Below are 12344 nucleotides of genomic sequence, written 5' to 3'. Positions count from 1 at the left end.
CGCCGCCACCCGCGCGCCCCGAGCCGGAGCCGCAGCCAGAGCCGGAAACCGTGGCCGAGCCCACCCCCGCGCCGCAGCCAACCCCGGAGCCGCAGCCCGAACCCGAGCCGCAGCCCGAGCCGATCCCGGTTGCCCCCACGCCGCCGCCCGCCACCGTGGCGCCGCGCGAATCGCGCGTGCCGCAGCGCCGCCCCACGCCGCGCGTGGCCGAAACCGCCTCGGAGCCGCCGCCCGAAACCGTGGCCGAGGCCGAGGAGGCCCAGCCCGAGGTCACCGACACGCCGACCGAGACCACCACCGACCAGCCGGTGCAAGAGGCCGCCGCCCCCGAGGAGGCGCAGGCCCAGCCCGAGCCGGAACAGGTGGAGGCCGAGCAGACCGCCGCGCCCAAAACCTCCAGCCGCCCGCAGCGTCGGCCCAAGCCGCCTGCGAAACCGGCACCCGAAACGCCCGCCGAGACGCAGACCGCCAGTTCCACCAACGCCGCCGATACCGATGCCGCGTTGGCCGAAGCCATGGCCGAGGCCGATGCGCAGGCCAGGGCCGAGGCAGAGGCCGCCGAAGCTGCGGCCAAGGCTGCCGCCGATGCCGAGGCCAAAGCCGCCGCCGCTGCCCGTCAGGCCAGCGAAGGCACCGGCACTGGCGATGCCCCGCGCCGCGGCCTCACCGCCGATGGCCCGCCGATGAGCGCGGGCGAGGTGGATGGCCTGCGTGTCGCGGTGGAACGCTGCTGGAACGTCTCGGCCCTCTCCACCGCCGCGCAACGCGCCGTGATCTCTGTCTATGTCGACATCGGCCCCGACAAGAAGCCGATCGCCACCTCGATCAAGCTGGCAGGGTCTGACGCCGATCCCGCCGCCACACGGCAGGCCTTTGAATCCGCCCGCCGCGCCATCATGCGCTGCGGCGCCAAGGGCTTCCCGCTGCCCGATGGCAAGGAAGCGACCTGGGGCCAGCTGGAGCTGATCTTCGACAAGGGGAGGGTGGGGCTGTGATGCTGCGCCGTCTTGCCCTCGCGCTTCTGCTTGCCGCCGCCCCGGCCATCGCCCCGACCGGCGCGGTGGCCGAGCCGTTCCGCGCCGCCGTCGCCCGTCAGGTCGCGGCCTGCTGGAGCATCGACGCCCTCTCGCCCGAGGCGCAGGCCACCACCGTCACTCTGGGCGTGGACCTTGGCGCCGATGCCGTGCCGCAGGCCGATGCCATCACGCTGATCGCCTCCGACGCGCCCGCCCCTGCGGCGCAAGAGGCCTTCGAGGCCGCCCGCCGCGCCGTTCTGCGCTGCGGGGCCTCCGGCCTGCCGCTGCCGCCCGACCAGCACGAGGCATGGCGGCATATGGAACTGACCTTCACCGCAGGCGCTTACATTTCATGATGATCCGCCTTCCCCTTCGCGCTGCGCCCGCAGCCCCGACCCAGACCAGATACGAGGACAAGATGCGCCGTCTCTGCCAAACCTTCACCGCCGCCCTGACGGCCGCGACGCTGGGCCTCTGCCTCGCCGCCCCGGCCGAGGCGCGCCTCTCCATCACCCTCGGCACCCCGGTGATCGAGCCGATGCCCTTCGCGCTGCCCACCTTCGGCGACGAAGGCGGGGCAGGGGGCATGGCCGCCGACATCTCCGCCGTCATCATCTCCGACCTGCAAGGCACCGGCCTGTTCGAGCGCATCCCCGAAAGCGCCTATATCCAGAACCTGCCCAGCTTTGACGCCGCCGTGTCCTACCCCGACTGGCAGGCGATCAATGCCCAGGCCCTGATCACCGGCGCGGTGCAGGCGGGCGGTGGCCAGGTGGCGGTGAAATTCTGCCTGCATGACGTGTTCGCAGGCAGCCTGCTGGAAGAATGCATGCAATTCGCGGGCGATGCCGGCAGCTGGCGCCGCGTCGCGCATAAGGTGGCCGATGCCGTTTACAGCCGCATCACCGGCGAAACCGGCTATTTCGACAGCCGCGTGGTCTTCGTCGCCGAAAGCGGCCCCAAGAACCAGCGCCAGAAACGCCTCGCCGTGATGGATTATGACGGCGCCAATGTCAGCTACCTGACCGACAGCTCCTCCATCGTGCTGGCCCCGCGCTTCTCGCCCTCGGGCGACCGCATCCTCTTCACCTCCTATTCCTCGGGCTTCCCGCAGATCTACCTGATGGATGTCGGCAGCCTGCAAATCCGTTCTCTGGGCGAACAGCCCGGCACCATGACCTTTGCCCCGCGCTTCTCGCCCGATGGCAACCGCGTGGTGTTCAGCCTCGAACGCGGCGGCAATACCGACATCTACATGCTCGACATCGGCTCGGGCAGCCTCAGCCAGCTGACCAATTCCCCCGCCATCGAAACCGCCCCCTCCTTCAGCCCCGACGGCTCGCAGATCGTGTTCGAATCCGACCGTTCGGGCGGCCAGCAGCTTTACATCATGTCGGCAGGCGGCGGCGAGCCGCGCCGCATCTCGGGCGGCTCGGGGCGCTATGGCACCCCGGTCTGGTCGCCGCGCGGCGATTACATCGCCTTCACCAAGCAAAATGCCGGGCAGTTCCATATCGGCGTCATGCTGATGGATGGCACCGAGGAGAAACTGCTCACCTCCTCCTATCTCGATGAAGGCCCGACCTGGGCGCCCAATGGCCGGGTGATCATGTTCACCCGCCAGCCCCCCGGCGAAGGCAACCCCGAGCTGTGGACGGTGGATACCACCGGCCGCGTGCTGCGCCCGGTGCAGTTGGGCGGCGCCGCCTCCGACCCCGCCTGGTCGCCCCTGCTGCCCTGACCCCATCGTGATTGCGCCGCCGATTCCCCCGGCGGCGCAAAGCTGTTATCATTCCCGCAAATCACCGGCCCTGTTGCGGCCAACCCCCGGCAACGACCGGGACCGAGCGGACAAGAAAGGACATAAAATGGCGTATATCACCAAAGCCGTGCTGATCACCGTGGCGGCCCTCGGCCTCGCGGCCTGCAAGAACCCCGATCGCTACGGCGCCGGCGGGGCAGGGGCCAATGGCGCAGGCGGCTATGGCGCGGGCGGCGTCAATGGCGCGGGCCTTGGCGGGCCGAATGACCCGACCTCCATCGCCTATTTCCAGCAGACGCTGGGTGACCGCGTGCTGTTCGCCGTCGACCAATCCACCCTCTCCGCCGAGGCGCAGGGCATTCTGGGTCGCCAGGCGCAATGGCTGCAATCGAACCCCGATTACGCCATCATCATCGAAGGCCATGCCGACGAGCAGGGCACCCGCGAATACAACCTCGCGCTTGGCGCGCGCCGCGCCTCTGCCGCACAGAACTACCTGATCTCGCAGGGCGTTTCGCCCAACCGGATGCGCACCGTGTCTTACGGCAAGGAACGCCCGATCGAGGTCTGCGCCTCCGAGGCCTGCTTCTCCAAGAACCGCCGCGCCGTGACCGTGCTGTCGATGGGCTCGGGGGCCTGATCGCGATGCGGGCAAGCCTTTTCGCGCTGGCCCTCTGTCTGGTGCCCGGAGGCCTGATGGCACAAGACCGGGCGCAGACGCTGGCCGACATCAAGGCGGAGCTTGCCGCCTTGAACGCCGAATTCAACGGGTTGAAACAAGAGCTTGTCACCTCGGGCGCCGTCAACAGCGGGGCCGCCGGGGGCAATGCCCTGCAACGGCTCGACACGATCGAGGCCGCGCTGATGCGTCTCACCGCGCAGACCGAGCAGGTTGAACTCAAGGTCAACCGCGTGGTCACCGATGGCACCAACCGTCTGGGCGATCTGGAATTCCGCGTGACCGAACTGGAGGGCGGCGATGTCGGCGCCCTGCCGCCCACCACGCCTCTGGGCGGCGATACCGCCGCCGCCGAGGTGGCCCCCACTGCCGAAACCGCCCCGCCTTCCGGGGGAGCCGAGCTTGCCATCGGCGAACAGGAAGCATTTGACCGGGCCAAGGGGGTGCTCGGTCAGGGTGACTTTCGTGCCGCCGCGCAAGAGTTTGATACCTTTGCGAAGGCCTACCCGGGCGGCTCCCTGATGCAGGAGGCGCAGATCCTGAAAGGCGATGCGCTCAAGCAGGCGGGTGATGCCGCCGAGGCCGCGCGCGCCTATCTCGATGCCTTTTCCGGCAAGCCGGACGGGGCGCTGGCCGGGTCGGCGCTGGTCAAGCTGGGGCAGCAATTGTCGACGCTTGGTCAGGCGCCCGAGGCCTGCGTGACGCTGCAAGAGGTCGGGGTGCGTTTCCCCGGATCGGCGGCGGCGACCGAGGCGCAATCGGCTCTGGCCGGGATGGCCTGTCAGTGAGCGATCCGGTGAGCGATGATGCGGCGCTGATGGCGGCGCTTCGTGACGCAGTTCAAACGGCGCGGCCCGCAGGGGACGCGCCGTTTACCTTTGCGGTCGCCGTCTCGGGCGGCGGCGATTCGATGGCGCTTTTGCATCTCGCGCATCGGCTGTGCCGCGAAAGTGTATATCCGGTTACCGTTTCGCCGAAAGCGCCGGGGGAAAGTGTATATCCCGTTACAGTTTGCGCCGATTTGGGAGGGCAAACTGTATCTCCCGTTACACTTCCCGGCCTGCGGTTGGAGGCGGTGACCGTCGATCACGCTCTGCGCCCCGAAAGCGCCGCCGAGGCCTTGGGCGTGGCTGAGTTCTGCGCCGCCTTGGGCATTCCGCACAGCATTCTGCGCTGGTCCGAGGGGCCGAAACCGCAGGGCAATCTGATGGATCAGGCCCGCCATGCGCGGGCCGCGCTCATGGCCGACTGGGCGAAGGCGCGCGGAATTTCCCATATTTTTCTAGGGCATACGGCGGATGACGTGGCCGAGACCTTCCTGATGAACCTTGCCCGTTCGGCGGGGCTGGAGGGGCTTTCCGGCCTCCGCCCGCGCTGGAGCGAGGGCGGCGTGACTTGGGCGCGCCCGCTGCTTTCTGCCCCGCGTGAAAGCCTGCGCGCCTATTTGCGGAGGCAGGGCGTGGCATGGGTCGATGACCCCTCGAACGACAACCCCCGCTTCGCGCGTGTTCGCGCCCGGCAGGCGCTCAAATCCTTGAAACCTTTGGGAATTTCTCCCGAAGCTCTGGCCGAAAGCGCCCGCCACCTCGCCACGGCCCGCGCCGCCTTGCAGGCCGAGCTGGCGGCCCACATCAGTGCCCAAGTCACTGAAATTGCAGGAAGTTTAACCTTTACCCCCGCCGATTTCCCGCCCGAGATGCTGCGCCTTCTGCTGGGGCAAGCGATCCTGTGGATGACCGGCGCCGCCCACACCCCGCGCGCGGACAAGATTTCTCAAGCGATTTCAAGGATTTGCGCAGGCGAAAGCTGCACCCTCGCCGGCCTGCGCCTGCGTGCCAAAGGCCCCTCCGTCACCCTCACCCGCGAACCCCGCGCCACCATGGGCCCGGTTCCCATGGGCCAGATCTGGGATCACCGCTGGCACATCACCGGCCCCATCACCGGCCTCATGGCCCCAAACCTGACCATCGCCGCCCTCGGCCCCCATGGCCTCGCGCAATGCCCCGACTGGCGTCCGTTTGGCCCGCGCGACGCGCTTTTGGTCGCACCTGCAATCTGGCAGGAAAATCAATTGGTTGCGGCGCCCCTCGCGCGATCCAGGGCCGAATGGGCGGCCTCAGTGCAACCTTCCTTCGGAATGTTCGTCTTGCGGCATTGAACCCCCCCGCCAGATGTCTATTTTAGATGCAAAGACGCGCGCCCTCCCGGCGCGCCCTGCCGAGTTTCAAGGAGACCCTCGTGGGCAACGCAAGAAACATTGCATTCTGGGTGGTGCTGCTGCTCCTCATCCTGACCCTGTTCAAGATGTTCGACGGCAGCGGCAGCTCTGCGGCCACCAGCCCGGTATCCTATTCCGACTTCCTCAAGCGCGTGAATGATGGCCAGGTGCAAAGCGTCACGCTGGATGGCGAGCGGGTAGTGATCAAGGGCGCCGATGGCAAGATTTATGCCACGATCAAGCCGGAAGGCGAAGATATAGCGGGTCTCCTCGTCTCCAAGGGCGTCGAGGTGCGGGCCGAACCGCAAGAGCAATCGGGCCTCTTGAACGCCCTTCTGTTCTGGATGCCAACCATCGTGCTGATCGGCTTCTGGATTTTCTTCATGAACCGCATGCAGGGCGGCGGCAAAGGCGGGGCGATGGGCTTTGGCAAATCGCGCGCCAAGCTGCTGACCGAAAAGCAGGGCCGCGTCACCTTTGACGATGTGGCGGGCATTGATGAGGCCAAGGAAGAGCTTGAGGAGATTGTGGAATTCCTGCGCAACCCGCAGAAATTCTCGCGCCTTGGCGGCAAGATCCCGAAAGGCGCGCTGCTCGTCGGCCCGCCCGGCACCGGCAAAACCCTGCTCGCGCGCGCCATTGCGGGCGAGGCGGGCGTGCCCTTCTTCACCATCTCGGGGTCGGATTTCGTGGAAATGTTCGTGGGCGTCGGCGCAAGCCGGGTGCGCGACATGTTTGAACAGGCCAAGAAAAACGCGCCCTGCATTGTTTTCATTGACGAAATCGACGCTGTGGGCCGCGCGCGCGGTGTGGGCATCGGCGGCGGCAATGACGAACGCGAACAGACGCTCAACCAGCTTCTGGTCGAGATGGACGGGTTCGAGGCCAATGACGGCGTGATCATCGTCGCCGCCACCAACCGCAAGGATGTGCTGGACCCGGCGCTGCTGCGCCCCGGCCGCTTTGACCGTCAGATCCATGTCTCGAACCCCGACATCAAGGGCCGCGAGAAGATCCTGCATGTTCATGCCAAGAAAATCGTTCTGGGCCCGGATGTTGACCTGCGCACCATCGCGCGGGGCACCCCCGGTTTCTCGGGCGCCGACCTCATGAACCTGTGCAACGAGGCTGCGCTGATGGCTGCCCGTGTGGGCCGCCGCTTTGTCACCATGGATGATTTTGAAAACGCCAAGGACAAGGTGATGATGGGCGCGCAGCGTCGCAGCATGGTGCTGACGCAGGAGCAAAAGGAAATGACCGCCTATCACGAGGCCGGTCACGCCATTGTCGGCATGGCGCTGCCAAAATGCGATCCGGTCTACAAGGCCACCATCATTCCGCGCGGCGGCGCCCTTGGCATGGTGATGAGCCTGCCGGAGATGGACCGTCTGAACTGGCATAAAGATCAATGCAAACAACGCATTGCCATGACGATGGCCGGAAAGGCCGCCGAGATCATCAAATGGGGCGAGGAGGCCGTGTCGAACGGGCCTTCGGGCGACATCCAGCAGGCTTCGGCCTTGGCGCGCGCCATGGTGCTGCGGTGGGGCATGTCGGACAAGGTCGGCAATATCGACTATGCCGAGGCGCATGAGGGCTATCAGGGCAATACGGCGGGCTTCTCGGTTTCGGCGGAAACCAAGGCGATGATCGAGACCGAGGTGAAGCATCTGATCGACGAGGGCTATGATACCGCGCGCCGCATCCTGATCGAGAAGAACGAGGAATTCGAGCGTCTGGCCAAGGGCTTGTTGGAATATGAGACCCTGACCGGCGACGAGATCCGCCGCATCACCGCAGGCGAGCCGCTGAATGGCGATGACAGCGGCGCCGCCTCTGGCGATGGCGGGGCCTCGGTGATCGCGATCCCGAAGACCAAGCCGCGCAACCCCAAGCCTGACGCCGAACCGGCGCCGATGGCATGAGCGGAAACGCCCAAGACTGGACCCCCGGGGCCTATGCAAGGTTCCGGGGTTTGCGTTTGCGCCCGGCGCTGGATCTGCTGGCCCAGGTGCCGGAGCTGCCGCCGGGGGATGTGGTCGATCTGGGCTGCGGGGATGGCGCGGTGGCCGAGGCGCTGCGCAGCCGCTGCGCGGGGCGGCGGGTCGTCGGGGTGGATGCTTCGCCCGCCATGCTGCGGGTGGCGGCGGGCTATGATGCCACGCAGCTGGCCGATATTGCCGAATGGCAGCCCGAGACCCGGCCCGCGCTGATTTTCTCCAATGCCGCGCTGCAATGGCTGGGCGATCACGACCGGCTTTTTCCGCGTCTGGCCGGGCTGCTGGCCCCGGGGGGCAGTCTGGCGGTGCAGATGCCGCGCCAATATGCGGCGCCCTCGCATTCGGCCTTGCGGGCGCTGGCGGCGGGTATGTTCCCCGAGCGGTTCGATTTCACCGAGTGGAAACCGGCGGTGCTGCCTGCCGCTGACTATTGGCCGATCCTTGCGCCGCTGGGGCAGGTGAGCCTGTGGGAAAGCGAGTATCTGCAATGGCTTGAACCGGCAGAGGGCGCGCATCCGGTGCGGCGTTTCACCGAAAGCACCGCGATGCGGCCCTATCTGGAAAAGCTGAGCGCCGCCGAGGCGGAGAGCTTTACCGCCGCCTATGATGCGGCGCTGGAAGCCACCTATCCGCGCCAACCCGACGGATCGGCGCTGATGCCGTTCCGTCGGCTGTTTCTGGTGCTGACCGTCACAGGATGAAATCGACGGCCCGCAGGGGCAGGTCGCCTGCGGTGGTCACGTCCAGCGCGAAATCGGCGCGGCCGTCGCCATCCACATCGCCCGTCACCCGCCAGCCGGTTGCGGTTTCGATCACCCGCAACTCGGCGCGGCTGCCGCCAAAGCGGTCGTCCCCGACAAAGCTGAAGGTGCCATTGCCGCGGGCGCTGCCATTGGCGTCGATGGCGGAAAGGTCGATCCGGTCGTGCTGACCGCGCGCGAAATCGGTGATGCGGTCACGCCCGGTGGCGGCGGTGGTGCTGTCGTCGAGGCTGCGCAGGATGAAAGTGTCGGCCCCCGTGCCGCCGCTCAGCCGGTCGGCGCCCAGCCCGCCATTCAGGCTGTCGGCGCCGGTCTCGCCCAGCAGGGTGTCATTCCCTGCTTGTCCCAGCAGCCGGTCAAGGCCGCTGCCGCCATAGCCCGTATCGTGATTGCCGCCCAGAATCAGCGAATCATTCCCGGCCAGACCCCGGAAGATATTGGCATTATAGGCATTGCTTTCCGGCCTGTCGGTGATCGTGTCATTGAAGCGGCTGCCGCTGACATTGGCCACGCCATAAATTGCATCCCCCTGGGCATCGCCGCCGGTGGAATAGGCCGTATCGCCCGCGATCAGCCGCACATTCACCGCCGCCGCGCTGTCGCCATAGGTCACCCAATCCGTGCCATTCGACCCGCCATAAAGCAAATCCGCCCCGGCGCCGCCGGTCAGCGTATCGTCGCCATCCCCGCCCGACAGCATGTCGTTCCCGGCATCGCCGAACAGCATGTCATCATCGTAAGAGCCGCCCAGCTCGTCATTTCCGGCGCCGCCATAGATCGTGTCATCGCCAGTATGGCCGCCCAGCGTGTCATTGCCGCCGTCGCCGCTGCGCGCGTTGTCGCCATAGATCAGATTGTCGGCCTCATTGCCGTTCACCCAGTCGCGCCCGATGCTGCCCAGCACATTCTCGATCAGCCCCGCCACTTCCAGCGAGTAGGATTTGCCATCCAGCGTGGTGTAATTCACCCGCGCCGTGGTGGATGTGCCATTCGTCACCCACCATTCCAGGCGGAAGGTGGAATAATCCTTGTGATTGCCGTGCAGGATCACCCAATCGCGCCCGCTGCCGTCATCGCTGACGCTGATCGTGGTGGTGGCGCCTGCCGTCAGGGCCTCGACATCGAAAGAGCTGTCCGCCATGGCCTTTTCCTTCCCGCGTGAACTGTCTGTGCCGCAGCCTAGCGGGCGCGGCCCCCCTCGCGATACCCCCATCTGGGGTATGCGCGGTCGATGAGCTGTCAGGGGCGGGGGGCGCTGGCGATTTTGGCGGGGTTCATGTCGGATTCCGCCCGCTTCGCCCCGCGCATGTCGCTATCGTGCCATCACAAATTGGGCGACACCCCGGGAGGATAAAGCCGTGGCCTTCAAGACCGACATCGAAATCGCGCGCGAGGCGAACAAGAAACCGATCATGGAGATCGGCGCCAAGCTGGGCATCCCGGCCGAGCATCTGCTGCCTTACGGCCATGACAAGGCCAAGGTGGGCCAGGAGTTCATCAAGAGCCTCGCCGACCGCCCGGATGGCAAGCTGATCCTCGTGACCGCGATCAACCCGACCCCGGCTGGCGAAGGCAAGACCACCACCACCGTCGGTCTGGGCGATGGCCTGAACCGCATCGGCAAGAAGGCCGTGATCTGCATCCGCGAGGCCAGCCTTGGCCCGAACTTCGGCATGAAGGGCGGGGCCGCGGGCGGCGGCATGGCGCAGGTGGTGCCGATGGAGGAGATGAACCTTCATTTCACCGGCGATTTCCACGCCATCACCAGCGCCCATAACCTGCTGTCGGCGATGATCGACAACCACATCTATTGGGGCAACAGCCTTGGCATCGACGAGCGCCGCGTGGTGTGGCGCCGCGTGATGGACATGAACGACCGCGCCCTGCGCGACATCGTGACCAGCCTTGGCGGCGTGTCCAACGGCTTCCCGCGCCAGACCGGGTTCGACATCACCGTGGCCTCCGAGGTCATGGCGATCCTGTGCCTGTCGAAGGATCTGGAAGATCTGCAAAAGCGTCTGGGCGACATCGTGGTGGCCTATACCCGCGACAAGAGCCCGATCTATTGCCGCGACATCAAGGCCGATGGCGCCATGACCGTGCTGCTGAAAGATGCGATGCAGCCGAACCTGGTGCAGACGCTGGAAAACAACCCGGCCTTCGTGCATGGCGGCCCGTTCGCGAATATCGCGCATGGCTGCAACTCGGTCATCGCCACCCGCACCGCGCTGAAACTCGGCGAATATGTGGTGACCGAAGCCGGTTTCGGCGCGGACCTTGGTGCCGAGAAGTTCTTTGACATCAAGTGCCGCAAGGCGGGCCTCAAGCCCTCTGCCGCCGTCATCGTGGCGACGGTGCGCGCCATGAAGATGAACGGGGGCGTGGCCAAGGCCGATCTGGGCGCCGAGAATGTGGGCGCGGTGCAGAAGGGTTGCCCGAACCTGGGCCGTCACATCGCCAACGTCAAATCCTTCGGCGTGCCGGTGGTGGTGGCGATCAACCACTTCTACAGCGATACCGATGCCGAAGTGCAGGCGGTGAAGGATTACGTCGCCGCGCAAGGGGCCGAGGCGATCCTGTGCAAGCACTGGGCCATGGGCTCGGCCGGGATCGAGGATCTGGCGAAGAAGGTGGTGCAACTGGCCGAAAGCGGCGCTGCCAACTTTGCGCCGCTTTACCCCGATGACATGCCGCTGTTCCAGAAGATCGAGACCATCGCCAAGCGCATCTATCACGCCGATGAGGTGCTGGCCGACAAGTCGATCCGCGATCAGCTGAAAGCGTGGGAAGCCGCGGGCTATGGCCATCTGCCGATCTGCATGGCGAAGACCCAGTATTCCTTCTCGACCGACCCGAACCTGCGCGGCGCCCCCACCGGCCATTCGGTGCCGGTGCGCGAAGTGCGGCTTTCGGCAGGCGCGGGCTTCATCGTGGCGATCTGCGGCGAGATCATGACCATGCCGGGCCTGCCCAAGGTTCCGAGCGCGGAAGTGATCCGTCTGAACGATCTGGGCCATGTCGAGGGCCTGTTCTGACGAAAGCTGAGGCGCCTTGCCTTGATCTTGCTTCCGCGAGGGGATACCTCGCGGGGCAAGCAAACCGGAGGGCGTGATGAAGGCTCCGCAAGACTGTGCGAATATGGCGGAACTGCGCGTCGAGATCGACGCGCTGGACCGTCAGATCGTCGAATTGCTGGCGCGGCGCGTGACCTATATCGACCGCGCGGCCGAGTTGAAGCCCGCCGAAGGGCTGCCGGCGCGGATTGACGAGCGGGTGGAGGCGGTGGTGGCGAAGGTGCGCGCCACGGCTGTCACGGCGGGGTTCGACCCCGATCTGGCCGAGGCCATGTGGCGTCAGATGATCGACTGGTCCATCGCCCGCGAGGAGCGGGTGCTGGGGCGGTGAGCCTATGCAAGGAGGGGCGCCATGGCGCCCCTTTTCATTGAGACCGCAGGCCAAAAGGGGCACCCATGACCGCAACGCTGATTGATGGAAAGGCCATTGCCGCCCGCATGGTCGAGGAGGTCCGCGCCGAAGCCGCCGATCTGGCGGCGCGTGGCTGGGCGCCGCGTCTGGTGTCGATCTCGGTAGGCGATGTGGCGGCGGCGGAGCTTTATGTCCGCAACCAGCAGAAAAGCGCCGAGGCCGCAGGCCTGCAATTCGAGGCGCGCAATTACCCCGCCGCGATCAGCCTGGAGCAGCTGACCGGCGTGCTGCATGGGCTGAATGCCGACCCGCGCGTGAACGGCATCATCATCCAGCGCCCCTTGCCCGCGCATATCCCGGTGAAAACCCTGCAAAAAGCCGTGCATCCCCTGAAGGATGTGGAGGGCATGCACCCGGCCTCGATCGGCAATATCGTCTATAACGATCTGGCGCTTGGCCCCTGCACGGCGGTGGCTGCGGTG

Annotated in this window: 12 protein-coding genes; 11 read left to right on the top strand and 1 reads right to left on the bottom strand. The window is 66.4% G+C overall.

The features are described from left to right. From JNN06_RS04715 to JNN06_RS04680, 8 genes are all read left to right on the top strand, one after another. Positions 1-995: cell envelope biogenesis protein TolA (locus tag JNN06_RS04715; RefSeq protein ID WP_291238435.1), on the top strand; the 995-nt coding region annotated here is incomplete at its 5' end. Further along, positions 995-1372, top strand: a complete 378-nt coding sequence (locus tag JNN06_RS04710; protein ID WP_291238434.1) for a hypothetical protein — start codon at positions 995-997, stop codon at positions 1370-1372. The genes JNN06_RS04715 and JNN06_RS04710, both read left to right, overlap by 1 nt. Positions 1373-1434: 62 nt before the next feature. Further along, on the top strand, positions 1435-2757 hold the full coding sequence (gene tolB, locus JNN06_RS04705) for a Tol-Pal system beta propeller repeat protein TolB (protein ID WP_366812452.1): 1323 nt from the start codon (positions 1435-1437) through the stop codon (positions 2755-2757). A gap of 127 nt (positions 2758-2884) precedes the next feature. Next, positions 2885-3418 carry a peptidoglycan-associated lipoprotein Pal gene (gene pal / locus JNN06_RS04700; protein WP_291238433.1) on the top strand — a complete coding sequence of 178 codons (534 nt, stop codon included), beginning with the start codon at positions 2885-2887 and terminating at the stop codon, positions 3416-3418. 5 nt (positions 3419-3423) lie between these two features. Further along, positions 3424-4245 (top strand): tol-pal system protein YbgF, encoded by an 822-nt coding sequence (gene ybgF, locus JNN06_RS04695; RefSeq protein WP_291238432.1) that lies wholly within the window; start codon positions 3424-3426, stop codon positions 4243-4245. A gap of 8 nt (positions 4246-4253) precedes the next feature. Next, on the top strand, positions 4254-5615 hold the full coding sequence (gene tilS / locus JNN06_RS04690; protein WP_291238431.1) for a tRNA lysidine(34) synthetase TilS: 1362 nt from the start codon (positions 4254-4256) through the stop codon (positions 5613-5615). A gap of 80 nt (positions 5616-5695) precedes the next feature. Beyond that, on the top strand, positions 5696-7600 hold the full coding sequence (gene ftsH, locus JNN06_RS04685) for an ATP-dependent zinc metalloprotease FtsH (RefSeq protein ID WP_291238430.1): 1905 nt from the start codon (positions 5696-5698) through the stop codon (positions 7598-7600). Next, a complete protein-coding gene (locus JNN06_RS04680; protein ID WP_291238429.1) occupies positions 7597-8376 on the top strand; it encodes a methyltransferase domain-containing protein in 780 nt (259 codons plus the stop codon). The genes ftsH and JNN06_RS04680 overlap by 4 nt, the downstream gene beginning before the upstream one ends. Here the strand turns inward: JNN06_RS04680 and JNN06_RS04675 are convergent. After that, a complete protein-coding gene (locus JNN06_RS04675; protein WP_291238428.1) occupies positions 8366-9577 on the bottom strand; it encodes a calcium-binding protein in 1212 nt (403 codons plus the stop codon). The genes JNN06_RS04680 and JNN06_RS04675 overlap by 11 nt on opposite strands. A gap of 217 nt (positions 9578-9794) precedes the next feature. Here JNN06_RS04675 and JNN06_RS04670 point away from each other — a divergent pair, with 217 nt between their 5' ends. The 3 genes from JNN06_RS04670 to JNN06_RS04660 form a co-directional block, all read left to right on the top strand. Further along, the gene (locus JNN06_RS04670) at positions 9795-11471 is read left to right on the top strand and encodes a formate--tetrahydrofolate ligase (RefSeq protein WP_291238427.1); all 1677 of its coding nucleotides are present in this window, start codon (positions 9795-9797) and stop codon (positions 11469-11471) included. Between the two features lie 76 nt (positions 11472-11547). Further along, a complete protein-coding gene (locus JNN06_RS04665) occupies positions 11548-11841 on the top strand; it encodes a chorismate mutase (RefSeq protein ID WP_291238426.1) in 294 nt (97 codons plus the stop codon). Positions 11842-11906: 65 nt separating this feature from the next. Next, the coding region (locus JNN06_RS04660; RefSeq protein ID WP_291238425.1) for a bifunctional 5,10-methylenetetrahydrofolate dehydrogenase/5,10-methenyltetrahydrofolate cyclohydrolase at positions 11907-12344 on the top strand (438 nt) is incomplete at its 3' end.

The organism is Gemmobacter sp., assembly GCF_016792925.1.
Lineage (GTDB): Bacteria > Pseudomonadota > Alphaproteobacteria > Rhodobacterales > Rhodobacteraceae > Gemmobacter.
The sequence above is the reverse complement of the archived record's forward strand: the minus strand, read 5'-3'. Positions and strand labels throughout refer to the sequence as shown.

Bases quoted from the DNA above. Each gene is read 5' to 3' on its own strand.
- JNN06_RS04710 (WP_291238434.1), top strand. From the start codon at position 995: ATGCTGCGCCGTCTTGCCCTCGCGCTTCTGCTTGCCGCCGCCCCGGCC.
- ybgF (WP_291238432.1), top strand. From the start codon at position 3,424: ATGCGGGCAAGCCTTTTCGCGCTGGCCCTCTGTCTGGTGCCCGGAGGC.
- tolB (WP_366812452.1), top strand. From the start codon at position 1,435: ATGCGCCGTCTCTGCCAAACCTTCACCGCCGCCCTGACGGCCGCGACG.
- JNN06_RS04675 (WP_291238428.1), bottom strand. From the start codon at position 9,577: ATGGCGGACAGCTCTTTCGATGTCGAGGCCCTGACGGCAGGCGCCACC.
- JNN06_RS04665 (WP_291238426.1), top strand. From the start codon at position 11,548: ATGAAGGCTCCGCAAGACTGTGCGAATATGGCGGAACTGCGCGTCGAG.
- JNN06_RS04680 (WP_291238429.1), top strand. From the start codon at position 7,597: ATGAGCGGAAACGCCCAAGACTGGACCCCCGGGGCCTATGCAAGGTTC.
- pal (WP_291238433.1), top strand. From the start codon at position 2,885: ATGGCGTATATCACCAAAGCCGTGCTGATCACCGTGGCGGCCCTCGGC.